The sequence below is a fragment of the Bacillus sp. JH7 genome, assembly GCF_001563515.1.
GTDB classification, from domain to species: domain Bacteria; phylum Bacillota; class Bacilli; order Bacillales; family Bacillaceae_G; genus Bacillus_A; species Bacillus_A cereus.
Map to the genome: position 1 here is coordinate 521,259 of NZ_LPUS01000011.1, position 25,839 is coordinate 547,097.

Genomic DNA, 25,839 nt, shown 5'->3' on the forward strand with positions numbered 1-25,839 from the left:
TAAGAAGAAAGGTGTATCATAGAAAGATGTAAATGAAATACTTATATACATTTGTGAAAAAATTGTTACTTTTTTTCGTCGTTTGCGATATCATTTTATTTGATATAAGATTAGAATGAGAATAAAATGAGAATATGAACGTTTTAGGAATTTTTAAAATGTATATATAGGATTAATGGAGGTATTGAGATGGCTGGTTCTACATTAACGGTTAAAGACTTACACGTATCAATTGATGGCAAAGAAATTTTAAAGGGTGTAAACCTTGAAGTAAAAGGTGGAGAAATCCACGCAATTATGGGACCTAACGGAACAGGTAAATCAACTTTATCTTCTGCAATTATGGGTCACCCAAAGTATGAAGTAACAGAAGGTAGCATCATCATCGACGGTGAAGATGTATTAGAAATGGAAGTAGATGAGCGCGCACAAGCGGGTCTATTCCTAGCAATGCAATATCCAAGTGAAATTAGCGGAGTAACAAACGCTGACTTCTTACGTTCTGCAATTAACGCACGTCGTGAAGAAGGCGATGAAATTTCTCTTATGAAATTTATCCGTACATTAGATAAAAACATGGAATTCCTAGAAATGGATCCAGAAATGGCACAACGTTATTTAAACGAAGGTTTCTCTGGTGGAGAGAAAAAACGTAACGAAATTCTTCAATTAATGATGATTGAGCCAAAAATCGCAATCTTAGATGAAATCGACTCAGGTCTTGATATCGATGCATTAAAAGTTGTATCTAAAGGTATTAACGAAATGCGCGGCGAAGAGTTCGGTTGCCTAATGATTACGCATTACCAACGTTTATTAAACTACATCACTCCAGACTTCGTTCACGTTATGATGAACGGTCGTATCGTTAAATCTGGTGGCCCTGAGCTTGCACAACGTCTAGAAGCTGAAGGTTACGACTGGATTAAAAAAGAATTAGGTATTGAAGACGAAACAACAGAGCAAGAAGCGTAAGAGAGGAGCATAAACATGACAATCGGTACATTACCTTTCGATCAAGAAACAATCCGTCAACGCGCAAGCGAAGTAAACGAAGCTGCTTGGTTGACTGAGTTCCGCTTACAAGCTCTTGCACAAGCAACTGAACTTCCAATGCCAACGCCTGATAAAACGAAAATTGACAAATGGGACTTTATCGGAAAAGGCGACGCTGCTAAGCAAGAGCCTGTAAGTTCTTTAACTGAACTTCCAGAAGCAGTGAAAAACTTAATCGATGAAAATAACAGCGTATTAGTGCAACGTACTGGTACAACTGCATTCGTTTCTTTAGCAGACGAAGCAAAAGAAAAAGGTGTTATTTTTACAGACATTGTAACAGCAGCAACTGAGCATGCTGAACTAGTACAAAAGTACTTAATGAAAGACGGCGTGAAAGTAGACGAGCATCGTCTAACTGCACTTCATGCTGCATTAATCAACGGTGGTGCATTCGTATATGTTCCGAAAAACGTTGTTCTTGAAACTCCACTTCAAGCTGTATTCTTAGTAGACGGCGAAGAAGCTAACGTATATAACCACGTACTATTCGTAGCTGATGCGAACAGTACTGCAACTTATGTAGAAAACTATGTTGCAAATGAAAATGCTAAAGGTATTTCAAATATCGTAGCAGAAGTAATCGTGGAACAAGGCGCACAAGTGAAATTCGGTGCGGTTGATCTATTAGCAAAAGACGTAACAACTTACGTTAACCGCCGCGGCGTTGTAGGACGCGACGGCCGTATTGATTGGGCTCTAGGCCTTATGAATGACGGAAACACAATTTCAGAGAACGTTACGAACTTAATGGGCGACGGTTCATATGCTGATACGAAAACAGTAACAATTGGCCGTGGTAACCAAACACAAAACTTTACAACTAAAGTTGTTCACTTCGGTAAACATTCTGAAGGTTGGATTTTAAAACACGGTGTACAAAAAGATAGTGCAACATCTATCTTTAACGGAATTGGTAAAATTGAACACGGTGCATCTAAATCAAATGCACAACAATCTTCTCGCGTTCTTATGTTAGATGAAAAAGCTCGCGGTGATGCAAACCCAATTCTTTTAATCGACGAAGATGATGTAATGGCAGGTCACGCAGCTTCAGTAGGTCGCGTAGATCCAGTCCAACTATACTACTTGATGAGCCGTGGTATTCCAAAACGCGAAGCAGAACGTTTAGTCATCCATGGATTCTTAGCACCTGTAGTTAATGAGCTTCCAATTGAAGGAGTAAAGGCACAGCTTGTTGAGGTAATTGAAAGGAAAGTTCGCTAATGAATATTCATGAAATACGCAAACAGTTTCCAATTCTTGATCAAAAAGTGAACGGCAAACAACTTGTTTATTTCGATAGTGCAGCAACTTCTCAAAAACCAATTCAAGTCATTGAAACGTTAGAACGTTACTATAAAGAATATAATTCTAACGTGCATCGCGGTGTTCATACGCTCGGTACGAAAGCTACCGACGCGTATGAAGGTGCACGTGAGAAAGTTCGCAAGTTTATCAATGCGAAATCAATGGAAGAGATTATTTTCACACGCGGAACGACAACTGCATTAAATACAGTAGCAGCTAGCTATGGTCTTGAAAATGTAAAAGAAGGCGATGAGATCGTTATTTCTTACATGGAGCACCATAGTAACATCATTCCGTGGCAACAAGTTGCGAAGAAAACTGGCGCAACTTTGAAATACCTTCCGCTTCAACCAGACGGTACGATCTCTTTAGAAGATGTTCGTCAAACTGTTACACCGAATACAAAAATCGTTTCTATTATGCAAGTATCAAACGTACTTGGAACGATTAACCCTGTAAAAGAAATCGGAGCAATCGCACACGAAAACGGCGCAATTATGGTCGTTGACGGTGCACAAAGTACACCTCACATGAAAGTGGATGTACAAGATTTAAACTGTGATTTCTATGCATTATCTGCTCATAAGATGTGCGGACCTACAGGTATCGGCGTATTATATGGTAAGAAAGAATTGCTAAACAATATGGAGCCAATTGAATTTGGTGGTGAAATGATTGATTTCGTAGATTTACAAGAATCTACTTGGAAAGAGCTTCCGTGGAAGTTTGAAGCAGGTACACCGATTATCGGTAATGCAATCGGACTTGGTGCGGCAATTGATTTCCTAGAAGAAATCGGTCTTCATAATATTGAAAAGCATGAGCATGAATTAGCGCAATACGCTTTAGAAAGACTATCAGAAGTAGATGGCGTTACAATTTATGGTCCAAAGCATCGCGCTGGTCTTGTTACATTTAATATTGAAGACGTACATCCTCACGATGTAGCGACTGTATTAGATGTAGAAGGCATTGCAGTTCGCGCAGGACATCACTGTGCACAACCGCTTATGAAGTGGCTAAAAGCTTCTTCAACAGCACGTGCGAGCTTCTATTTATATAATACAAAAGAAGAAATTGATACATTTGTTGACTCGCTAATCAAGACAAAGGAGTATTTCACAAATGTCATTTAATAATTTAGATACGTTATATCGTCAAGTTATTATGGATCATTATAAAAATCCTCGTAACCATGGCGTATTAGAAGATAGTGTTACCGTTAACTTGAACAATCCAACTTGCGGCGATCGTATTCAACTTACGATGAAAGTAGAAGAAGGTATTGTGCAAGAGGCGAAGTTTGAAGGCGAAGGATGTTCAATCTCAATGTCTTCAGCTTCAATGATGACACAAGCAGTAAAAGGTAAGAAAATTGAAGAAGCACTTCAGCTTTCGAAAATTTTCTCTGACATGATGCTAGGAAAAGAGTACGATGACAGCATCGATTTAGGAGATATTGAAGCATTACAAGGCGTATGCAAGTTCCCTGCACGTATTAAATGTGCAACATTAGCGTGGAAAGCGTTAGAAAAGGGCTTAAACGAAGATAAGTAATGTTAAAGGTTCCTAAAAACGAGGTTATCTAAGGAGGGACACACCAACATGGCGAAGCAACTGCCAGATATCGGCGATTATAAATATGGTTTCAAAGACAAAGACGTTTCGATTTTCCGTGCTGGACGCGGTTTAACAAAAGAAATCGTTGAAGAAATTTCACGTATGAAAGAAGAACCACAGTGGATGTTAGACTTCCGTTTAAAATCACTGGATAAGTTCTACGAAATGCCAATGCCACAATGGGGCGGCGACTTAAACGACTTAGATTTCGATGAAATTACGTACTACGTAAAACCATCTGAGAAATCTGAGAAGTCTTGGGATGAAGTACCTGATGAAATTAAAGCAACATTTGATAAATTAGGTATTCCAGAAGCTGAGCAAAAATATTTAGCTGGTGTATCTGCACAGTACGAATCTGAAGTTGTATACCACAACATGAAAGAAGACCTAGAAGCTCTAGGAATCGTCTTCAAAGATACAGATAGCGCATTAAAAGAGAACGAAGATATTTTCCGTGAACATTTCGGAAAAGTAATCCCACCAACAGACAACAAATTCTCTGCATTAAACTCTGCAGTTTGGTCTGGTGGATCATTCATCTACGTTCCAAAAGGTGTTAAAGTTGATACACCACTTCAAGCGTATTTCCGTATTAACTCTGAAAATATGGGACAATTCGAACGTACGCTTATCATTGTAGACGAAGGCGCACACGTACACTACGTAGAAGGTTGTACAGCACCTGTTTACACTACTAACTCACTTCACAGTGCGGTAGTAGAAATCATCATTAAAAAAGATGCTTATTGCCGTTATACAACAATCCAAAACTGGGCGAACAACGTATACAACCTAGTTACAAAACGTGCGGTTTGTGAAGAAAACGCAACGATGGAATGGATTGACGGTAACATCGGATCTAAATTAACGATGAAATACCCAGCAGTTATCTTAAAAGGCGAAGGCGCTCGTGGTTTAACATTATCTATCGCGATTGCTGGTAAAGGCCAACACCAAGATGCTGGTGCGAAAATGATTCACTTAGCACCAAACACGTCTTCAACAATCGTTTCTAAATCGATTGCGAAGCATGGTGGTAAAGTAACTTACCGTGGTATCGTACACTTCGGACCAAAAGCGAAAAACTCTCGCTCTAACATCGAGTGTGACACGTTAATCATGGATAACCAATCTACATCTGATACAATTCCTTACAACGAAATCAAAAACGATTACGTTTCACTTGAGCACGAAGCGAAAGTATCTAAAGTATCAGAAGAACAATTATTCTACCTAATGAGCCGTGGTATTTCTGAGCAAGAAGCTACAGAAATGATCGTAATGGGCTTCATTGAACCATTCACTCGCGAACTTCCAATGGAATACGCAGTTGAAATGAACCGCCTAATCAAGTTTGAGATGGAAGGTTCTATTGGTTAAATAGAAATGCGGAGCCGACTGTTCAGACCCGTTGGCTAAGGTTCTTTCGCACAGAAGATGCTTTTTATCTTCTCGTGCGGAAGGTTCTTAGACATGAGGGGCTAGGAGGCAAAGCTGGATAATATATGCATGAAGAAAGCGCCCTGCACAGCAGGGCGCTTTTTTGTTTTGCGGATTTGTCTTGGCTTGGGAGAGGATACCCGGGTGGGTGTTCAGTTAAATATATCAGCGATTTTTCAAATATATCGACCATAACTCGGAATATATCAGCGATTATTTCAATATATCGACGATTCGACAAGGGATATCGACTTATCAACAAATTACGACATAGCAAGAGGAACGAATACCCCGCACCCTTCAAACAGGAAAGGAGCATTTATACATAAAGAGGGCGACTGGAAGTAATTTAGATTAAAATAATGACAAATGCAGCAAAGAACTTATGTGAAAATCCCCACGGCTAACTTTCTGACAAATCCCCGCTCTACCAACTAATCCCCACACTGGCAAAAATAAAGTTTCTCGTATAAAAAGGACAATCTTTTGCTTTTTCTCACAATGCGAGTACAATGTAAAATAGCAAGAAAAGACGAAAAGTATTTACAGGATTATTGTGTGCGCATAGCGTAAATGGCAGTAAGGAACTGAGAGGAGGTTTTTTCTCTGAATACAAATAAAGAAACAATCATCCACCTTTATCATACAAACGATATACATAGTCATTTTGAAAATTGGCCGCAAATTTCTCGGTTTGTTCTAGGGGAGAAAAAGCGAAGACAGGAAGCGGGAGAGACTGTTTTGACGGTTGATATCGGCGATCATGTGGATCGTTTTCATAGTATTTCGGAAGCGACGAATGGACTTGGGAATACGAAGCTTTTGAATGAGGCGTTATATGATTATGTAACGATCGGAAATAATGAAGGAATTACGTTAGCGAAGGAGCATTTGAATCGGCTCTATGATGATGCTGGATTTGAAATACTTGTCGCAAATTTATTTGAAAAAGAAGGGGTACGTCCGTCATGGGCAAGGCCTTATAAATTGCATACAACGACGGATGGGATTACCATTGCTTTTATCGGATTAACGGTAGCTTATCCAGAGTTTTATCAGATGCTCGATTGGCATATTGAAGATCCCATTATTCATTTAGAGTCTATTTTAGAAGAAGTGAAAGATGAGGCTCATATTACGGTTGTCCTTTCTCACCTTGGAAAAAGTATGGATGAGTATATGGCAGAGCATTATGATATAGATGTTATTTTAGGAGCACATACGCATCATTTATTTGAGCGTGGTATTCTACTGAATAATACTTTACTTTGTTGTTGTGAAAAGTGGGGACGTTACGTTGGTCACGTGCAGCTTACTGTGGATATCGAAATGAAGAAATTGCTGAAAAAAGACGGTAGAGCGATTAAGACGGAACGGTTAGGTGCTTATAGCAAGCCGTTATCCACAATTGAAATACTGCAGGAAGAAAGTGAGCATATAATGGCAGAGTCTGTCGTTCATTTAAAAGAGTCATTACCGGTTGATTGGTTTCAGGAGACGCCGTTTTCTCACATGTTAGCAAGTGCGCTGAAAACATGGTGCAATGCAGAGATTGGCATGGTGAACGCTGGTGTACTTCTTGAAGGGTTAGAAGAGGGTGTTGTAACGCGCGGAGATATTCACAGAATTTGTCCACATCCAATTAATCCGTGTGCTTTGAAAGTTCCAGGAAAGATATTAAGAGAAGTTATTTTGAAAGCACGTAAGCCGAATATGGAGAATCTTGAGGTGAAAGGATTCGGATTTCGGGGAAAAGTGATGGGGAAAATGATTTACGCTGGTGTAGAAGTCATTCCAGATACGATTCCCGGGAATAAAATTTTACTCGAAGATGTATTAATTAACGGGGAATCGCTGGAATTAGATCGTATATATACAGTAGGAACGATTGATATGTTTACATTTGGCTACTTATACCCAGAGCTATCCACACTTTCTGACAAACAATATTATATGCCAGAACTACTTAGAGATGTGTTAACAGATATGTTAATAACTTATACATCTTCCGTTAAACTATAGGCTAGTTAACTTGTAACACTCATTTTTCTCTTGTCATACAGATAAGAAAGAGAGGAGTGTGAACTATGGTTAATGTGGAGCCAATTATAATTGATAATTATACGTTTATTGCAGTTAGCGTGAAACTTCCAAAGACGAATTTGCTAGCTGTAATGAGCGATAAAGGATATATTATGTGTGGTGCATTAGATGTAGGTCTTTTAAATGAGAAGTTAGGTGATCGCGGAATTATTGCTGGCCGTGCGGTTGGTGTAAGAACGATTGAACAACTTCTTGAAGCGCCACTAGAATCGGTAACGACTGGAGCTGAAGCATTAGGCATTCCAGCAGGTACGATTGGAAAAGAAGCATTATTAAAAATGAGATAAGCATATATCGTCCCTCCTTCTTGCATAGAAATGATATAAGAAGGAGGTTTTTTTATGAGTATATTTCGCTCGAAAAACTCGCGGTTTCGAAGGGGACCTATTGCCTTTCGGTATATACTGCTTATGTCGTTTATTCTTTTTGTTATATTACTTACGCAAGGGTTGTGGATTGTGAATAATAATATTCAGCCGACCTTAATTAAATATGGGGAAGTAGAGACACATAAAATGGCGACGGCAATTATAACGAAGGCAGTAAAGGATCGAATTAATGAAGGATTCGATGTAGATTCATTAATGAAAGTACAGAATGATAAAAACGGAAAAGTATCCACAATTAATTTAAATACAAAGCAAGTAAATGAAATTGTAACATCAACGACCACATACATAGAAAAATATTTGCAGCAAGTAGAACAAGGGAAGTTGAAGGAGCTAGGTATTGCTGAAAAAAACGGCGCGACTATGGCAGTTCCTTTTGGGCGTGTAACTGATAATGCACTTCTTGGTAATATAGGACCAGATATTCCGATTCATTTCACGCCAGTTGGACATGTGAATACAGATATTAAACAAAAAATTGAGCCGCATGGGATTAATACTACAGCGATTCAAATTGTTATGGAAATGGAAGTAACATTGCAAGTGATTATTCCATTTCATACGAAAGAGATAAAGGTGAAACAAAATGTTCCGATTGCGACGCGTATCGTTCAAGGGGAAGTGCCTACGTATTATGGAAGCGGAAGTGTTGCTGTACCTGATAAAAAGAAAACAGATAGTTAGTTGTAAATAAAGTGAAACCCGGCTCAGTCAGACTTTTACTGGATAAAAAATAACCGTAGCAATGCAGCTACGGTTATCGTTTTGTATTTGCTCGTTCTTTGCGCTCCCAAAGGCTTAAATGCATGTATGGATCGAAGGCCCATTCTGTATAGCCATTGTCTTTATACATGCCAAAATGTAAGTGGGGCGGAAATTTTCCGGCTGTACCAGGAGGTCCATAACCAGTGCTACCAACAAATCCGATTACTTTCCCTGGCTCAACAATTTGTCCAAGCTGTATTTCTTTTGAAAACCCGCCTAAATGAGCGTAATAATGGTAATTGTTATGAAGGTCGCGAATACCAATGCGCCATCCACCAAGGCGGTTCCAACCTTTCGTTTCAATAATGCCATAGCAAGTCGATCTTACTGGCACGCCATATCCGGCAAAAATATCGGTTCCTTCATGAATCCTTCTGCCGCCAAAACTTCTTCCAGCACCGAAAGTACTACGGTAGCTATGGTCACTACGGATCGGAAGAGGAAAAGCATTTCCTTCTAAATTAATACGTCCATAATGTTTATAAATTTGGGCGTATTCGCTAATTAAATCAACTGTTTTGGCACGTCTATAATATTCCCAGAGCATAATTTTAATACGGTCTTCTGATGTTCCTTGTTTCCTTAAAATAGTCGCTGCGGTATGCAGAAGATCACGGTCGCTATTTGCATTTGCAAATCCATCTTTGTCACCATCTAAACCTATTCCGCCAAATAGAGAAATTGTATGGGGAAGAGTATCGTTACTATTAATAGGTCCAGCCCATATTTCTGGTTTGAAATAAAGGGAAATGATGGCATCTGGTTTTTTCGGAATATCTTTTCTTACGCTCCGTATATTTCTTTCATATTGATCCATTGCAGCTAAGTAATACCATGGAATGCCTGAAGACTGCTCGGTTTCTTTATATAGTGCCATGCGCTTTTCGTATATGCTTTGCTGATTATCTTCACCGTAAGCGATGTTTTGGTGGAGAAGAAAACAAATAGAAAGCAAAAGAGAAATTTTTCGAAGCATGAAATAGACTCCTTTCACAACATCACTCTTTTTAGTGTGGGATATACGGAGTATTTCATTATAGGGAACGATTGGAAAAAATCTTAGAATCTTCATTTGAGCAAATCGCTTTCATACGTTAGAATAGATATGTTACATTGAAAGAAGCGAACACGGTAAACTATTTCATATTGTGCGGAGTTGATAACCATGACAAAACAAACAGAATATAAGCGCAAGCCCGAATGGTTGAAAATTAAGTTAAACACGAATGAAAACTATACAGGCTTAAAGAAAATGATGCGTTCTAAAAATCTTCATACCGTTTGTGAGGAAGCAAAATGTCCGAATATTCATGAATGCTGGGCTGTAAGAAAAACAGCAACATTTATGATTTTAGGTGCGGTTTGTACACGTGCTTGTCGTTTTTGTGCGGTTAAAACAGGCTTACCAACTGAGCTTGATTTACAAGAACCAGAACGCGTGGCAGATTCAGTAGTACAAATGGGCTTAAAGCACGTTGTTATAACAGCGGTTGCACGTGATGATTTAAAGGACGGGGGAGCAGCTGTTTTTGCTGAAACAGTACGAGCAGTACGTCGTAAAAACCCATTCACGTCTATCGAAGTATTACCATCTGATATGGGTGGAGTAGAAGAAAACTTAAAAATGTTAATGGATGCAAAACCAGATATTTTAAACCATAACATTGAAACAGTACGTCGATTATCTGACCGAGTTCGCGCTAGAGCAAAATATGAACGTTCATTAGAGTTTTTACGTCGAGCGAAAGAAATGCAGCCTGATATTCCAACTAAATCGAGCATTATGGTGGGCTTAGGTGAAACGAGAGAAGATTTAATTGAAGCAATGGATGACTTACGTGCAAACAATGTGGATATTTTAACTCTTGGGCAATACCTACAACCATCTAAGAAGCATTTACCAGTTCTTAAATATTACCCACCAGCAGAATTTGCAGAGCTTAAAGAAATTGCACTTAGCAAAGGATTTAGCCACTGTGAAGCTGGCCCACTTGTGCGTTCTTCTTACCATGCGGACGAGCAAGTACGTTCTGCAAAAGAAAAAACAGCAGAAGCTAAATAATGAAAAAAGAGAGCTAACGATTAGCTCTCTTTTTGTTTATACTCTAAAACGGTATTTGGACATGTTAATAAAATCTTTTTTAATTCTTCTGTGGATAATTCAATTGTAAATTCAGGTACACCAGGTGTAATTAAAATTTTATCGTACGTATAAATAGCGTTATCCACAATAATTGTTACATCGTGTGAATATCCGAAAGGAGCCACACATCCCGGCGTACAACCAGTTTTGTCTCGCAGTTCATCAGGAGAACAGAGAGATAACCGTTCTCCTGTTAGTTCTTTCATTTCTCCCCGGTTGAGTCTTGTGCCCTCTAACGTAAAAAATACGTAATAATCTCCAGACTTTGATTTTAAAAATAAGCTTTTACTTGGAGTGCCTTGTAAGCCGAGTCTCTCACGTACAATCCTATCTGTCTCATAATCGAGTACTGGTTCGTGTTCAAATTTTTCATAAGAAACATTTGTTTTATGTAGTAGAGCAAGTACATCTTCGTACATATGGAGTGATACCCCTTTCTATTATTAGTACAGTTTCTTCTCGTGGCGTCAACTGAATGTTTTGGAAAGGGATATTACTTAGATGATGCTTCCCATAAGCGTTTTATGATACATTGTTCGTCGATTGTAATTTCGTAAATATCAGGATTCGTTAAAGTTCTCCATTCATTAAAGCCAATCGTATGATCAAAATGCTTTAAAATGAGCGTAAGTAAATTGCCATGTGTAACAAGTAGTGTTGTTGTATGGTTTAATTGTAAAACGTCTTGAATAAGCGATATGGCACGGTCTGTTGCTTGTTTTGTTGACTCTCCGCCTGAAAAGGCAATATCTATATTTGTAAAAGTAGATTCTAGTTTTTGCATCCAATCATCCATTGGAACGTTGCTCAATATGCGTTCAGTTAATCGTTCATCTTCTTGGATAGATAAGTTAGCTTGGAGCGCATAGGGCCGAATGGAATCGATAGCTCGGACAAACGGGCTTGAAATAATATGATCGATTTGTAGATGATTTTCTAAGAGGAATGTAGCAAGGGTATTTGCTTGGTCTTTTCCATCGGTCGTTAATTCAGCATCACGTTTTTGCCCAGTTGCTGAACAATGTCGTATTACAATAATTTTCTTCATAATTCATCCCCATCTTTCAAGTTGACGCTATATACTTCGACAAATGTGGAAATAATTCCTTTTTCTTGTAAAACGGCATATGGATTTAAATATGTGGAAAAGTAATGTGGATAATGAACATTTGAGGTGCAATCATGAATAAAATGATATGTATTGTAGTTAGTCTTTGTTTTTTTATACACTTGTCCACAACTTATGCAGAGTCGAATCAAAAAGTAAATTATCCAAGCAATCGAAATAAGTCATTTGTGAGTGAGGATATTTTTTATAAACAGTTAGATAAGAAAATCTATAAAGAATACAATAATGCAGCATATAGTGTTCGAAAAAAAATCTTATTTAAAGAAGTGCCCGATGAAGAATTTTATTTCCTACAGAAAACAGCCGTGGGTTGTCGGAGTAGTGTGATGCTTCAAGATTTTTTTGTTCATCCTGATCGCCAAGTTTATTTTTTTGCTTCCTTTTCTCAAAATGAAGTAGAAGAGTTTCATAAATATATCGTTATAGATGCAGAAACAAAGAGGGAGCTGCAAGAAGGAAAAAGCTATCATCATTGCGACAATCCATAAAAAATAAACCACCAATCGGTGGTTTATTTTTTACTCCGGTACACTCATTAATTTCGCTTTCATTTTGCGAATAAGAACGACAGCGCCAATTGTACAAAGAAGTGTAATTCCTTCTGCAACGAAGATATTGATTGTTTTTGTTTGGTAAAGTGCCGCGAAAAAGTCTACAAATGCGTGGAATAGTATAGCGTATACTAGGAAGATATATTTCTTCTGTTTTACTGCGTATAAAACAAGCATTGTAAAGGCAATTTGAAGCACGAGTGCCATAATTCTTTCTAAGCTACCAAGGAAGTATAAGTAGGCAGGTTGCTGAATTAACATGTCCTGTAAAATGCTCAGCTCGGGTTTTTGTTCAATCAGTCGAGCGAAGCTACCATCGTTAATAGAATTAGCAAAGATTAATGCTTGTAATGCAGAAAAACCGCCAATTAAAATAGATTCAATTCCGCCGTGACCAATTCCATAAGCGAAGCCATCTTTATATTCTAGATATTTTTTTAGTAAGAAGAAGAAGGCAACGAAGCGTCCTAATTCTTCAAAAATACCAGCAGTCAATCCGCCATAAATTGCGAAGACAAACGGATTTTCTAAAAATGGAGCGATTGTTGGATTACCGCGCATAAATAGGTGGAATGGTGTTTCAAGAATTTGGGTAAATCCGATAAAGATAAGAACACCAATGCCGACCACTTTCCAATTCATATTATATTTTTTACGGAAATAAACGAGTACAATAATTGGGACCAGAATCGAGACAATGAGTTGAAAGATGATGCTGGCAATTACAGTATTTGAAACCATACTTTCACCGCTTTCTAATATATGTACATAACTATTATGCATCAAATATAGGAGAGATGAAACTTTTTAAGATAAAATGAATTTACTTATTGACTCTAACGTTGCGTCATACTTTATCGTATGTACTAAGGGGGAGATACAAATGACAATGAGAGTAAAAGAAGTAGCTGATTTAGTTGGAATTAGTGTGCGCACACTGCATCATTACGATGAAATTGGGTTGTTAACCCCAGACGAGACGACAGAGTCTGGATATCGTCTGTATTCCAATGAAAATTTAGAGACATTGCAGCAAATTTTGTTTTTTAAAGAGCTTGGCTTCCCTTTGAAAAAAATTAAAGAGATTATCATGAGTCCATCATTTGATCGCGAAGAGGCACTAGAGCTTCATAAGAAAATGCTTCTTGAAAAGCGTGCTAGATTAGATAAAGTGATTGCGACGATTGATAAAACAATTCAGCATACAAAAGGAGAGATTGAAATGACGAACAAAGAGAAATTTGAAGGATTCGATTTCAGCCATAACCCATATGAAGAAGAAGCACGTGAAAAATGGGGAGACGCAGCTGTAGATAAAGCGAACGAATATGCAAAAGGTATGTCAAAAGAGAACCAAGAGGAGTTTAATGCTATTTATAGAAATTTAGCAGCGCTTAGACACGGAGCACCAGATTCTAAAGAGGCGCAAGAAGCAATTGGAGTGTGGTACGATTACTTGCAAAACTTCGGTGCATATTCATTAGATGCTTTTAAAGGACTCGGTCAAATGTACGTCGCTGATGAGCGCTTCACGAAAAATATCGATAAGTTTGGTGAGGGGTTAGCGCAATTTATGTGTGATGCGATGGAGGTTTATGCGAATCGTAATAAAAAATAAAAAATAAAAAGTAAAACAGGTGGAGATTTTCTCCACCTGTTTTACTTTTTAATCATATCATTCAAAGTCTGATCTCCCGTATTGTTCAAATGAGGATTTTTACTCATTTCACGTTTTAGCATATCGAGGCTTTGCGTATATTCTGTATCATTTAATGCGCCAGATTGAAGACCTTGAATTTGGGAAATCAACTTTTGGTCTGTTGATACATATCCTTTATAATAGCGAGGGACGATGGACAAAGCAGCTCTATATACTTGATCTGCTACGAGTTTTGGATCCGTTGTGTTTGCACGGTATACAACAAATACTTCATCATCGGTAACGAGCGTAGCGGCGTTTGTAACGTCAGGAAGTTTGACTGTCATACTTGTAATCATTTCAGCAACTTTCTCACGGTTAATGGCTCCTACTTGTTTGTTAGATACTTCATGCTTTTGTTTAGATGAATAGCCGACCCTTGTGAGCCGTGTATTTGTATTTTCCGTATGATACATGTCGTTTTTATTGGAAACAAGAACACGGCTTCCTTCTTCACGTTCCATTTCAGCTTTGTTCGCTGATTGGCAGCCTGCAAATAAGGAAATAGTGAGAAGGGAAAGTAAAATTTGTTTTTTCACGATGTATCACCTCCTTCTCCATAGCATGTACTAATTTGCAATTTTTTGTATTTGAAATTGTTGGTTGTTATGCTTTGTGATACGATAAAAAGAAGAATGCTTAGAGAGGAAGTTAATGATGGAGCAAAAGCAAGAGATTCATGCTACGGTGAGCATTAATAATGTGCAGTACGAAGTAATTAAAAACTTTCGTGACGGTTTTAGTGAAGAAGCATTTAAAGAGCGCTATGCAGAAATTTTAAATAAATATGATTATATCGTTGGAGACTGGGGATATGAGCAACTTAGACTGCGCGGATTCTTTGATGATAGTAACCAGCGTGCGACATATGATACGAAAATTAGTACGTTAACGGAGTATTTATACGAGTACTGTAACTTCGGTTGCGCACACTTCGTATTACGAAAAATGAAGAAATAAAAAAATCCTCTTACGATTGTAAGAGGATTTTTTGCATTATAAACAAATCGAGATATAATCTCCTTCAGATAGTATTGTATTTGGTTTCATTTGTTGTCCGTTCAATTGAATATCTCCGTTTTTAATTTTATCCACAATGCGTGTACGGCTCCAGTCGGAAATATATGTGGATAAGGCTTTATCCATTCGGTGGGAACCGAAAACGATATCTAATACAATTGTAATTTCAGCTACGCCACTTTCTTTATGCTGTGTAATGGAAATGGTAGTAGTTGTTTCCGTTTGATCTTGCTGAGGCATATCGACTGTTTCCACATGATCAGTAAATGATTTATAAATACGAAGTTTTTGATTCCACGTATGATCTTTCGGACATTTATAAATGGCAAAGCGATATATGTTTTTTCCGTTGGCGTTATGCCTACGAATATTTGTGTCGGTAAATAGGGTAGTGCGTCTGCAATTTTTACAATACTTTTCGATTGTGTTTTGTTCATTTTCATATAAACTCCAAGAAAGTTGTACTTTCTGCATTTTCCTTCACCTCTTATAGTAGTGGCAAAGGAACGTAATACAGCTATTTGGATGTCTTGTAGTATGAAGACATGAGAAAAAGACAAAAATAAAAGGAGGTTCCCTTAGGAACCTCCGTAAACATCATACTACAGATGCGTTACGTTCCTTTGTAATGGGAATGGGCAGACTACTCCCTTGAAAAAGCGTGGTGCTTTTTTGAGAGTAATGCTATCCAATTGCTGGTCCATTACAAAGTAAATGTTGGCATACGTAGATAACGTCCTTTCTATCCAAATAGATTTATTCTTAATTATAACATATTAGTTTGAAAATTAAAAATACTTACAATGAAAAAACACCAGCTAAAACAGCTGGTGCCTAAGATAAATTATATAAGTTCAAATAAAAATGAGCGTAGTTCTTCTGCAATTTCTTCAGTCATAGAAAATGCGTGCTCTAAGTAGCCTGGTTCGTTTAAATCGTCAGCGCCGATGATTGCAAATTTATTGCGCTGCATATCAAGGACAATTGTTTTACCGTAATGACGATCAGAGTATAAAAGCGCTAAATCGTGACGCTCATTTTCTCCCATAAAGCTAACGAAACGCGTTTTTGTAGCGACAGTATCGTCGTACAGAAAGAAACGTTCTTCCATACACATGGCTCCTTTATTAAATATCTAAGTTTAAGTGTGGCTTATGATCTAAATGGTGATGCGTTTTAATGAATCGTACTGTTCTTGTTTTGTAACGCATTACGATAGAATATGTTTCAGCTAAATCTCCACCAAGGAATTTAACACCGTCTAATAACTCACCAGCAGATACACCAGTTGCTGAGAAGATTGCATCATCCCCAGATACTAAGTCATCTAACATAAGAAGTTGACGAGGATCTTCTAATCCCATTTCACGACAACGAGCTTCTTCTTCTTCGTTCATTGGAACTAAACGAGCTTGCATTTCACCTTCAAGGCATTTTAATGCTGCTGCAGAAATAACACCTTCTGGAGCTCCGCCAATACCTACGAATAAGTCGATACCCGTTCCAGGTAGTGCTGTTGCGATTGACGCACCAACATCACCGTCACCAAATAATTTTACGCGTGCACCTTTTGCACGAACACGGTCAATAATATCTTGATGACGTTCACGTTCTTGAACGATAACTGTTAGATCGCGAATCTTTTTATTGTTAGCTTCTGCTACAATTTCAATTGTTTTTTCAATTGGATCATCTAAGCTAATTTTACCAGCTGCTTTTGGACCAACCGCGATTTTTTCCATGTACATATCAGGAGCATGAAGAAGGTTCCCTTTGTCTGCGATTGCAATAACTGCCATTGCATTTGCAAGACCTTTTGCAACGATGTTTGTACCTTCTAATGGGTCAACGGCGATGTCTACTTCTGGACCGTTACCTGTTCCTAGTTCTTCACCAATATACAGCATCGGTGCTTCATCAAGTTCTCCTTCACCAATTACAACTGTACCTGCCATGTTTACTGAATCGAACATATCACGCATTGCTGTAGTTGCTGCATCATCTGCTTCATTTTTCTTTCCGCGGCCCATCCACTGTGCGGATGCTAATGCTGCTGCTTCTGTTACACGGACAATTTCTAGTGCGAGTTCACGTTCCAAGATTTCATTCCTCCAATTTCAAAAATCATACAAATATAACTATAACAAATAACGGAGAAAAGGTGAATTCGAAAAATTGTCGATTTTTTCAGAAGAAAGCGTTACAATTAAAATGTAAATGCTTTAATTTCCAGGTAGGTGACATTCATGTATTTTGTAGACAGAAAGAAAATAGAACAAATGCTAGTATGTTTAGAACGAGCAACAAGTACATTTCAAGAGAAAAAGATATATGAAACCGAGTTTGAATTTTACGCATTAGAGCGCATAGCCCATCTTATTATTGATTGTGTATTAGATGCCGGGAATGCGATGATTGATGGATTTATTATGCGCGATCCAGGAAGCTATGAAGATATTATTGATATTTTAATGGACGAGCGAGTGATAAGTGAAGAAGATGGACAAGGGATGAAAGAAATTATCCTTCTTCGAAAAATGCTTACACAAGACTATATTCAAATGAATCATGATGAATTATATAAGACGATTCAAAAACATATTGCAGTGGTAGAGAAATACCCAGCAAATGTTCGCAGTTATTTAGAAAAGGAATTAGGACCTGTATCTGCATTTGTACCAGAATAATTATGCTTATAAGATCCCCAGAGAATGCCTTTTGGGGATCTTATATTGTATGTGAGAAAGAAAAGGGAGAAGGGTGAAGTATGGGGGAAGCACGTACTACGAAAGACGAAATTGTACAATTGTTGAAAGTAAAGGGAGAGCACACGGTAGCGGAACTAGCTGACGTTTTAGAGATTACAGAAATGGCGATCCGAAGACATTTAAGTAATCTTGAGAAAGACGGACTTATTTATTCTAAGATGGTAAGGCAACATGTCGGAAGACCAACTTATTTGTATGGATTAAGTGAAAAGGGAGAAGATACATTCCCGAAAGAGTATAAGCAATTTGCGATTGATATGCTAGAAGATTTAGCTCGAATGGGTGATGAAAAAATACTTCGTTACGTTTTAAAAGAGAGAACGAAGCGAATGGAAGAACAGTTACAAAAGAGAGTGAGTAATCAAAAGAATTTAGCATATAAAGTGCAAGAGATAGCAGCTATGCAAGAGAAAAACGGTTATATGGTTCAAATAAAGAGAGATGGAGAGAATTCTTTCGTAATTGAAAAACAAAACTGTCCGTTAAAGGAAATTGCAGAGAGATTCCCGCAAGTATGTAAAGATGAAAAAGAGATGTATAAGCGTTTATTTGCAGGAGCAGATGTAAAGACGTTAGCAAATATGTGTGAGGGCGATTGTAGTTGTTCTTACCAAGTAAAAGAGAAAAAATGAACGTTATGGGGCGCTTTTAGGTAAAGCGTTTTTTTCTTTGGAAAAAGCGGGTAATATAAGAGTGGTATGATAAGGTGAGAACGTTAGCATAGAAGGAGAGACATAATCGATGTATAAAGGTTACTTAATTGACTTAGACGGTACGATGTATCGCGGAGAAGAACAAATTGAAGAGGCAAGCGACTTCGTAAAAGCATTAGGAGAGCGCGGCATTCCTTATTTATTCGTTACGAATAACTCAACGCGTAAACCAGAACAAGTGGCAGAAAAACTTGTTCGTTTCGATATTCCAGCGAAAGCAGAGCAAGTATTCACAACGAGTATGGCGACTGCGAACTTCATTTATGAACGTAAACAAGACGCAACTGTATATATGATTGGTGAAGAAGGTTTACACGATGCACTTGTGGAAAAAGGATTTGAACTTGTGGATGAAAATCCTGATTTCGTTGTTGTTGGTTTAGATCGTGACATCACATATGAAAAGTTAGCAAAAGCGTGTCTTGCTGTGCGTAACGGGGCAACGTTTATTTCCACAAATGGAGACATTGCCATTCCGACTGAGCGCGGATTATTACCAGGTAACGGCTCATTAACATCAGTTGTAGCAGTATCAACAGGTGTGGATCCAATCTTTATCGGAAAACCAGAATCAATTATTATGGAACAAGCTTTAAAAGTACTTGGCATAGAAAAAAATGAAGCATTAATGGTTGGGGATAACTACGATACAGACATTTTAGCAGGAATAAATGCTGGCATGCATACCCTTCTTGTCCACACTGGAGTCACAACTGTGGAGAAGTTAACAGAATACGAAGTACAACCAACGCAAGTTGTGCATAACTTGACGGAGTGGATTGAGAAGATGTAATGAAGAAAGCTGTTCCAAACTTTGGAACAGCTTTTTTTCTAATATTTGTGGGCAGCCCGATTGGTGTGGGCTAACATTCGGTTGTGACTAGTGTCGATTTTTGTCGGTAAGTTGATATATTTGAAAAATCGCCGATATAATCTGAGTTGCGCCGATATATTTAGAAAATCGCTGATATAATCTGAGTTGCGCTGATATATTTAGAAAATCACTGATATAATTTTATTAGAACGCACGATTCACAACGTCTTTAACCTCTTCAAGATATTGCTTACGCACACTGTTATCCACAGAAGGAACACTTGTATAGAATGTATGCTCAATTGTTTCAATGCCTGTAAATTCAAAAATACCAACATCCGCTGTTTTCTTCATTGCATCAAACATGCCGCCTGCTGTGTATGCCTCTTTCGTATTACCCATTGTAGATAATAACAATCCTTTTTTACCGCTTAATAACTTTTCAATGCCGTTTTCACCGTAAGCATAAGCAAATCCATGGCTAAACACACGGTCAACGTATCCTTTTAAAATAGCAGGAAGTCCCGCCCACCAAACTGGATAAATAAATGTAATGCTGTCAGCCCAAGAGATATGCTCTTGTTCTTCTTTAATATCTTCTGGTGTGTTTCCTTGAGAAAATGAGATGAAATCGGAAGCGCCTAATACTGGATTAAAGTTTAATTCGTATAGATCGCGAACGCGAACTTCGTGACCTTTTCCTTCTAATTCACTTTTTACTGTTTCTAAAATCGCATGGTTGAAGCTTTCTGTATTTGGGTGTGCATAAACGATTACATGTTTCATTTTTCTTCCTCCTATTTGTGGATATGTGAATGGTTATTTGTATATATGTAACTATTATGGTTACTACCTTTATAGAAGTCAAGTAATACATATGTATGTATAAAAAGACGCCCGAAAATCGCCTTTTTATACCCCGCTCATACAAAGTACAAAGAAGACAAATAAAATAATGACAAGCCCGATGCCGAAATTAAATACGAGAGTGCTATCCATATATGTAGCCTCCTTGTTTGAAAGTAAAAAGCACTCTAGTTAAGAGTGCTTTTTTATTTTGAATCTACTTTATAACTTTTAGAAAGTAGATTCATGCGTGTAATGATTTACATTATTTTATGTATTTATACTTTGAAATGAGTAAGTCCTTGTTGAATATAGAAAAAAAGACACTCGTTGGAGTGTCTTTTAAGATGACAAAATGTGCCAATTGCTTGAGGTTGATAAGACGCTAATTTCCGTGTTAACGCCTTTTCTCTAATCAAGAAGTGTAGCAACAGCGATTCAAATAAATTGTACCACTTGTTTAATCGCGGTGCGTATGCAATTGTGCATATTATGATCATGGGGTAGGTAATGAACTGTGAATAATTTGAAGTGATTTATTTACGATTTCTTCTGCGGCATATATGCCGATTGCGTCTGTTTTTAAAATATGAGGTTGTAAGTTATCATGCATTGCCCCTAACTCACCATGAAGTGGTGCGAAGGCATGGTTCGCCTTTTCAAGCATGCATAAATCAAGTAAAGAATCCCCAGCTGTAATAATCGTATCTATTTGCAAAATTTCTTTTATATATTGCACGGCGTCCCATTTGTTAATTGGTTTTGGTACAAAGTATAGCTTTCTACCTTGAAGTGAATGATTCCAGCCTTGTTTGTCTAACCAGGAAGTGAAAGATGATAATTCATCATAAGGAATGTTCTCCCGTTTAATAATGCAATAATGGAATAGATCATCAGCTGTTTTTTGTGATATAACCCAATCTTTATGAGCTATTTGTCCAAATTCCTTTAGTATGTCGTTTCCCTCTATACATTCAAACGATAGTCTTTCTTTTACTATCCTGTTCCAAGTACCATCTTGTTTACCGTTATGAAGAATATTACCGCCGTTACTTGTAATGGCGTATTCGGGAATGATTTCGTCTTGGAATAAAGAAATACGCTGAAACTGCTCAATAGTTCTTGTTGTAACTGGGATGAAATGTGAGTGCAGTTGCAATTTTTTTAGTAGTGAAATGGTTTTATGTGATATGAAAGAAATTTCTTTCCCATCTAAAGTTTCAATGAGTTGAATTGATTCATCTTCTATAGGGGCACGAAACGATTTCCGGGAATAAATAAGCGTCTGATCAAGATCACTGGCGAAAATCATATCGTTTCCCTCTTAAGAGGCTTAATGAGCCCGCAACATGAATAAGCCATATTCTCATAGATTTCAATAGGGACATTCTTTTCTTTAGCAAGAAGTAAAATATGCTTTAAATCGGGATTGTTTTGCTTACGTATTAAAATTTTCCACGGTATTCTCCGGAGTAATACGCGAGTTGTTTCACCGATTCCTGGTTTAATTAAGTTAATATCGTCAATTTCAAAGTGATTTTGGATAGACTGTATATCTTTTAATCCTTGCCAAGAGGGATCAGTGTAAGTTGAAGTAATATAACGTAATTGATTATCTATATGAGAATGAACAGAAGGGAATAAATCTGTTACCTCATCAACGAAGAAATTTGATAAGTCTTCTTGCTCTAGCTCTTTATAATATTTAACACCATGAAAATCATTTGGACCGATATAGGTGTCATTTAGTATAGTGCGGCTAATTAGTCCAGAGACTGTTGCATTTAAGCAAGCGCTAGGAATAAGAAAATCTTCACGTGTACCGTAAATTGAAGTACAGTAACCGGGATCAGCAAGTACAGCCATACAATGAGAAATGTGTGTATTATTTCGTTCGTTAAATGTGTGTACTGCATATTCTAATTCTTTTTTTATTGCACCTTTTCCAGTCCACCCATCAATGAATTGAATTGTTTCTTTAGGGTGATGTTCCAAAATATAATGGAGTGCATTTTCATCAATACCGCGTCCGCGAACAATAGAAATACAATAGTGAGGTACATCAAGGTTGTATTGATAGCGTATGTAGCGTTTGATAAGAATGCCAATAGGTGTACCAGCACGAGCTAATGAAACGAGGACAAGGTTAGTTCCTTTAGTTTGTATAATCTGTTCGGCGACAACTCCAACAGCGATGGCTAGTTTGTGTTTGTATTGTTGCAGGGAAGAAAAGAATAAATCCATATACGCTTTAGAGGGTTTATATTCCATTGGTAACATTTCGGAATAATGTGTGCCAGCTTGAATTGCTTGTTCTCTAGTTTCCGTGGAACTTTCTTTCATTAAATCACTAATATCTTTTAATAGAAAAATAGCATCATTTGGATTGTAACTACTAATATGAGAATTTACTTTTACCATAATTATCAACCTTCCTTTTCTATGCTATTTGAAAATGAGACGATATGAATAAAAGGAATAACTGTTTGTAACTGCTGTAGAAGAGGAAACAGGGCTTCTTCTCCTAAATCACGCTCAATAAAAACAAATACTTCATCGTAATCATGAGGTGAAATATTATAAAAGTAATTTGTAATAGTAGAATCTTCAGGACTTGGATATGAGAAATGATTATGAATGGCATAGTTCACATCATTTGAAACAGGATGGATAGGGCTTCTCGTTGTAGATTGATATAAAATATTTTCACCCATTTCAGCAGCAATTTTCATTGGGATATACATAAATTCACCCGTTCCGAGACAGAGTGTTCGTTTTCCCATTCTTTCTCTTTTTAAAGTTTTTCCTGCTTCTTGGGCGAAAGAATGAATGTGCTTTTGTTCATATGCTGAAATGCCAAATCGCCCAGTATATTTTATATAATTTGATGTATAGGGTGATTTTGGGCAGGTAAGGGTATGTTTTTTGAAATCAGGTTTTGTTTCTTCAATTTGAATCTCTGTTTTTGTAATATTTAATGGTTGGCCAGTTGTATGAATACTGCCTTCTAATAAAGAAATAACATGAACCTTAATTTGAAGTTCTTCTTCTAATTGTTTAAATTGTTTTCTATTAGTATGAGAACGCCAGTCTAACAAAGAAGCAATTATATATTCTTCTCGTGGGAATTTATTTTGAATAGATCTAATAATATTTAATGCTGTTTTTCCTGTTGTCATCTCATCATCTACGAGAACAATTGGATTGTTGTTTTGAAAAAAGCTTTCATCTACATAACAACGGTGTGATGTTGCATGAGAATGTTCTTCCTCAAATGTAATGACAGATTCTAGGTGGGGTATCGATTCCCTAGTTGTATGTACATACTTTGCATTTTGAAAGCATTGAAACATAGAATGACCAAGTGATGTCGCTGTTTCAGCAAATCCGATGAACAAAACTTCTTCTTGCAGAGGATATTGATAACGAAATACTTCCTCTGGGATTTCATCAATTTCTAATGAAATGAGATTTAAAATTTCTTTTTGAAATGGATGAGAAATATTATGTAGTATTTCCATATATCTTGCAGCGAGAGCAACTCCACTTGATAGAGAGACTGCAGGTTTAATAGGAAGATGCTTTCCAAGGATTGTACTCACAAATAAAAAACTACGTTTCTTATTTATTCTCGCAGCCATTTGAAAAAGATTGTCTAGAGCTAAATTATATGGATTATCACGTACTTCTACATGAACTTGTATATTATTTAAAACGTTATACGTGTTGCTTTGCGTTTGTAATAAGGAGATCGGTGAATTGTTTGTTTTCATGTAGCACCCCGTAAATATTAGATTTTAAAATGGTTTTGCGAGCCCAGCCATAATGAGGTTTTACTTCATTCATCTTGTTAGAAAAACTGCTTTTTAGCACTCCATTATACGTATCTGCATTTTGTAAAATTAATCTCGCATCTAAATAATCTTCCATTGTGACAATGTGCATTGCCTGTACAACTTTAATATGAGATGGATGAATAACTGTCTTTCCGATTAAGCCATTTGCATGGTCAAGTGATACCTCTTGAATAAGCCCTTCTTCATGATCATTAGAAAAATATTCCCATACACATCCTGAAATAATATATTCATTTGTTGCCCTTGAGAAAACGTTAATAATGTCTGAAATACAATCACGGACAACAGTAATATGATAGATAGGTGTGTATTTATTGCGCCGAATACTAAATATACTTGAAAAATCAGTAGCACCAATACGTACATTTAAGATGTAATCGTGATAAGAATCTAGTAAATCCTTTATTTGTAATAATGATTCTGCCCGTGTTTCCTTATACATAATTTCGGGTGATTCTAAAATCGGCATGCCATATAGCGATAATGAGTATAACTCGTTTATATATGCAAGCTGATCGATATAAGTCTTTCCGTTAATTGGTGTGAATTTTGGAAAGACAAAACCACATAAACAATGAACAGCACTACCTAATTCAGTAACAATTTTCTTCATTTGACTTGGCTGTCGAACTCTAATAAAAAGAAGTGGGATGTCTGCTTGATTTAGTATGTTGGCACTGACTAAGTTAGCGATTTGCTGTATTTGAACGACGATGTTTTGCTCTGCAAGTTTTACTTCCTCATCGCTGATAGCGTCCTCTAGACAAAGAATAATTGAGATAGCATCCACATGTTTCCTTATAATTATATCTTCCGCAATCGTTTCTTTCGTGCCAGGAGTATATAGTGTGGCACCTAGTGCGTAAGCTAGTTGTTCTTTCCCTATATTTTTTGAAAAATTAAGAGGTTCTTTATAGAAAAAATTTTGCCGTTCTTCTGAGGAGAGATAAGAAAAGTAATTCAAATTGTCACCACCTTATTTATAATGATTCTGTTTAATCGTAACATAATAAGAAAAATCTTCCATAAAAATGAAGCAAGAAATTAAAAAAATATATTGAGAAAGATGAATTATAAGATGAATATCGAATATTGTTAATAGAAATATAATAGGGGGAAAGAGAAAGTGGATATACATAAATTAACAGAGGAAGAAGCAAATGAGATAAATACTTGGACGTACGAGGAACCATATAATTTATATAGTTTTTCAGGCGAGAAAGAAGTAATGGAAGAGCTATTAGATGGAACGTATTATGGCTGTTGTGATGATCAAGGAGACTTCATCGGTTATTTTTGTTTTGGAGCAAATGCACAAGTACCAGGTGGAAGAGATGCTCATTTATATGGTGGAGAAGATGTGATTGATATCGGACTTGGCATGAAGCCGGCGTTAACCGGGAAAGGAATGGGGAAAGAATTCTTCCAAGCTGGAATAGCGTTTGCCACGAAAGAGTTTAATGCAAAAATGTTTCGATTAAGCGTAGCGACATTTAATACAAGAGCGATTACGTTATATAAAAATATCGGATTTAAGCAAGGGCCTATTTTTTTGAGTCGCGGAAGAGAATTTATGCTGATGGAATATGAAAGACCGTCAGCATGAACCTGA

Annotated in this window: 29 protein-coding genes; 16 read left to right on the top strand and 13 right to left on the bottom strand. The window is 37.2% G+C overall.

Translation table 11 applies throughout. The features are described from left to right. Positions 1 to 189 precede the first annotated feature (189 nt). From sufC to yunB, 8 genes are all read left to right on the top strand, one after another. Entirely contained in the window at positions 190 to 975 is a 786-nt protein-coding gene (sufC, locus tag AU379_RS19945) for a Fe-S cluster assembly ATPase SufC (RefSeq protein WP_000929160.1), read from the top strand. A gap of 15 nt (positions 976 to 990) precedes the next feature. Beyond that, the gene (gene sufD / locus AU379_RS19950; RefSeq protein WP_061139658.1) at positions 991 to 2,283 is read left to right on the top strand and encodes a Fe-S cluster assembly protein SufD; all 1,293 of its coding nucleotides are present in this window, start codon (positions 991 to 993) and stop codon (positions 2,281 to 2,283) included. Continuing rightward, on the top strand, positions 2,283 to 3,503 hold the full coding sequence (sufS, locus tag AU379_RS19955; protein ID WP_001020768.1) for a cysteine desulfurase SufS: 1,221 nt from the start codon (positions 2,283 to 2,285) through the stop codon (positions 3,501 to 3,503). Before sufD ends, sufS begins: the two co-directional genes overlap by 1 nt. Beyond that, complete coding sequence (sufU, locus tag AU379_RS19960) at positions 3,493 to 3,924, top strand: Fe-S cluster assembly sulfur transfer protein SufU (protein ID WP_000009523.1); 432 nt, start codon at positions 3,493 to 3,495, stop codon at positions 3,922 to 3,924. Before sufS ends, sufU begins: the two co-directional genes overlap by 11 nt. 48 nt (positions 3,925 to 3,972) lie before the next feature. Then, positions 3,973 to 5,370: a Fe-S cluster assembly protein SufB gene (gene sufB / locus AU379_RS19965; protein ID WP_001118827.1), complete on the top strand. Its 1,398-nt coding sequence runs from the start codon at positions 3,973 to 3,975 to the stop codon at positions 5,368 to 5,370. 690 nt (positions 5,371 to 6,060) lie between these two features. Beyond that, positions 6,061 to 7,452, top strand: a complete 1,392-nt coding sequence (locus AU379_RS19970) for a bifunctional UDP-sugar hydrolase/5'-nucleotidase (protein ID WP_080014583.1) — start codon at positions 6,061 to 6,063, stop codon at positions 7,450 to 7,452. A 65-nt stretch (positions 7,453 to 7,517) separates the two neighbouring features. After that, positions 7,518 to 7,820 (top strand): DUF1805 domain-containing protein, encoded by a 303-nt coding sequence (locus AU379_RS19975; RefSeq protein ID WP_000248466.1) that lies wholly within the window; start codon positions 7,518 to 7,520, stop codon positions 7,818 to 7,820. 54 nt (positions 7,821 to 7,874) lie between these two features. Then, entirely contained in the window at positions 7,875 to 8,606 is a 732-nt protein-coding gene (yunB, locus tag AU379_RS19980; RefSeq protein ID WP_061139659.1) for a sporulation protein YunB, read from the top strand. A 73-nt stretch (positions 8,607 to 8,679) separates the two neighbouring features. Here yunB and AU379_RS19985 read toward each other — a convergent pair whose 3' ends face one another. Beyond that, positions 8,680 to 9,663 (bottom strand): M23 family metallopeptidase, encoded by a 984-nt coding sequence (locus AU379_RS19985; protein WP_000944665.1) that lies wholly within the window; start codon positions 9,661 to 9,663, stop codon positions 8,680 to 8,682. A 189-nt stretch (positions 9,664 to 9,852) separates the two neighbouring features. On the opposite strand from AU379_RS19985, the gene lipA reads away from it, so the two are divergent. Continuing rightward, complete coding sequence (gene lipA / locus AU379_RS19990) at positions 9,853 to 10,749, top strand: lipoyl synthase (RefSeq protein WP_000166372.1); 897 nt, start codon at positions 9,853 to 9,855, stop codon at positions 10,747 to 10,749. A gap of 20 nt (positions 10,750 to 10,769) precedes the next feature. On the opposite strand, the gene AU379_RS19995 is transcribed toward lipA, so the two are convergent. Then, a complete protein-coding gene (locus tag AU379_RS19995) occupies positions 10,770 to 11,249 on the bottom strand; it encodes a YbaK/EbsC family protein (RefSeq protein ID WP_000272747.1) in 480 nt (159 codons plus the stop codon). A gap of 74 nt (positions 11,250 to 11,323) precedes the next feature. Then, positions 11,324 to 11,878: a histidine phosphatase family protein gene (locus AU379_RS20000; RefSeq protein ID WP_000721049.1), complete on the bottom strand. Its 555-nt coding sequence runs from the start codon at positions 11,876 to 11,878 to the stop codon at positions 11,324 to 11,326. A 134-nt stretch (positions 11,879 to 12,012) separates the two neighbouring features. Here AU379_RS20000 and AU379_RS20005 point away from each other — a divergent pair, with 134 nt between their 5' ends. After that, complete coding sequence (locus tag AU379_RS20005) at positions 12,013 to 12,447, top strand: hypothetical protein (protein WP_061139660.1); 435 nt, start codon at positions 12,013 to 12,015, stop codon at positions 12,445 to 12,447. 30 nt (positions 12,448 to 12,477) lie between these two features. On the opposite strand, the gene AU379_RS20010 is transcribed toward AU379_RS20005, so the two are convergent. Beyond that, a complete protein-coding gene (locus AU379_RS20010; RefSeq protein WP_002101508.1) occupies positions 12,478 to 13,293 on the bottom strand; it encodes a YhfC family intramembrane metalloprotease in 816 nt (271 codons plus the stop codon). 100 nt (positions 13,294 to 13,393) lie between these two features. Between AU379_RS20010 and AU379_RS20015 the strand changes: the two genes are divergently transcribed. Continuing rightward, positions 13,394 to 14,128, top strand: coding sequence for a MerR family transcriptional regulator (locus tag AU379_RS20015; RefSeq protein WP_000178768.1), 735 nt, complete (start codon positions 13,394 to 13,396; stop codon positions 14,126 to 14,128). Between the two features lie 41 nt (positions 14,129 to 14,169). Here AU379_RS20015 and AU379_RS20020 read toward each other — a convergent pair whose 3' ends face one another. Beyond that, entirely contained in the window at positions 14,170 to 14,748 is a 579-nt protein-coding gene (locus AU379_RS20020; RefSeq protein WP_000744129.1) for a YhcN/YlaJ family sporulation lipoprotein, read from the bottom strand. 118 nt (positions 14,749 to 14,866) lie between these two features. Here AU379_RS20020 and AU379_RS20025 point away from each other — a divergent pair, with 118 nt between their 5' ends. Further along, positions 14,867 to 15,169, top strand: coding sequence for a YutD family protein (locus AU379_RS20025; protein ID WP_000435942.1), 303 nt, complete (start codon positions 14,867 to 14,869; stop codon positions 15,167 to 15,169). A gap of 36 nt (positions 15,170 to 15,205) precedes the next feature. On the opposite strand, the gene AU379_RS20030 is transcribed toward AU379_RS20025, so the two are convergent. The 3 genes from AU379_RS20030 to glpX form a co-directional block, all read right to left on the bottom strand. Then, positions 15,206 to 15,703, bottom strand: a complete 498-nt coding sequence (locus AU379_RS20030) for a hypothetical protein (protein WP_001174572.1) — start codon at positions 15,701 to 15,703, stop codon at positions 15,206 to 15,208. Positions 15,704 to 16,073: 370 nt separating this feature from the next. Next, entirely contained in the window at positions 16,074 to 16,340 is a 267-nt protein-coding gene (locus tag AU379_RS20035) for a DUF3055 domain-containing protein (protein ID WP_000392606.1), read from the bottom strand. Between the two features lie 16 nt (positions 16,341 to 16,356). Continuing rightward, positions 16,357 to 17,328 carry a class II fructose-bisphosphatase gene (gene glpX, locus AU379_RS20040; protein ID WP_000439090.1) on the bottom strand — a complete coding sequence of 324 codons (972 nt, stop codon included), beginning with the start codon at positions 17,326 to 17,328 and terminating at the stop codon, positions 16,357 to 16,359. A 147-nt stretch (positions 17,329 to 17,475) separates the two neighbouring features. Between glpX and AU379_RS20045 the strand changes: the two genes are divergently transcribed. From AU379_RS20045 to AU379_RS20055, 3 genes are all read left to right on the top strand, one after another. Then, positions 17,476 to 17,916, top strand: coding sequence for a DUF86 domain-containing protein (locus AU379_RS20045; protein ID WP_000274000.1), 441 nt, complete (start codon positions 17,476 to 17,478; stop codon positions 17,914 to 17,916). A gap of 80 nt (positions 17,917 to 17,996) precedes the next feature. Beyond that, positions 17,997 to 18,629 (top strand): metalloregulator ArsR/SmtB family transcription factor, encoded by a 633-nt coding sequence (locus AU379_RS20050; protein ID WP_000503350.1) that lies wholly within the window; start codon positions 17,997 to 17,999, stop codon positions 18,627 to 18,629. 109 nt (positions 18,630 to 18,738) lie between these two features. Beyond that, positions 18,739 to 19,503, top strand: a complete 765-nt coding sequence (locus AU379_RS20055) for a TIGR01457 family HAD-type hydrolase (RefSeq protein ID WP_000276467.1) — start codon at positions 18,739 to 18,741, stop codon at positions 19,501 to 19,503. 225 nt (positions 19,504 to 19,728) lie between these two features. On the opposite strand, the gene AU379_RS20060 is transcribed toward AU379_RS20055, so the two are convergent. From AU379_RS20060 to AU379_RS20080, 5 genes are all read right to left on the bottom strand, one after another. Continuing rightward, positions 19,729 to 20,310, bottom strand: a complete 582-nt coding sequence (locus tag AU379_RS20060) for an NAD(P)H-dependent oxidoreductase (RefSeq protein WP_000683441.1) — start codon at positions 20,308 to 20,310, stop codon at positions 19,729 to 19,731. Between the two features lie 556 nt (positions 20,311 to 20,866). Continuing rightward, positions 20,867 to 21,682: an HAD hydrolase family protein gene (locus AU379_RS20065; RefSeq protein ID WP_000575382.1), complete on the bottom strand. Its 816-nt coding sequence runs from the start codon at positions 21,680 to 21,682 to the stop codon at positions 20,867 to 20,869. Further along, on the bottom strand, positions 21,679 to 22,791 hold the full coding sequence (locus AU379_RS20070) for a cysteine protease StiP family protein (protein WP_003314597.1): 1,113 nt from the start codon (positions 22,789 to 22,791) through the stop codon (positions 21,679 to 21,681). The genes AU379_RS20065 and AU379_RS20070 overlap by 4 nt, the downstream gene beginning before the upstream one ends. Positions 22,792 to 22,796: 5 nt before the next feature. Continuing rightward, positions 22,797 to 24,143 carry a phosphoribosyltransferase family protein gene (locus tag AU379_RS20075; protein WP_000856304.1) on the bottom strand — a complete coding sequence of 449 codons (1,347 nt, stop codon included), beginning with the start codon at positions 24,141 to 24,143 and terminating at the stop codon, positions 22,797 to 22,799. Further along, entirely contained in the window at positions 24,088 to 25,191 is a 1,104-nt protein-coding gene (locus tag AU379_RS20080; RefSeq protein WP_001106077.1) for an HpcH/HpaI aldolase/citrate lyase family protein, read from the bottom strand. The genes AU379_RS20075 and AU379_RS20080 overlap by 56 nt, the downstream gene beginning before the upstream one ends. Positions 25,192 to 25,353: 162 nt before the next feature. On the opposite strand from AU379_RS20080, the gene AU379_RS20085 reads away from it, so the two are divergent. After that, entirely contained in the window at positions 25,354 to 25,833 is a 480-nt protein-coding gene (locus AU379_RS20085; protein WP_000351145.1) for a GNAT family protein, read from the top strand. The last annotated feature ends 6 nt before the right edge of the window (positions 25,834 to 25,839 follow it).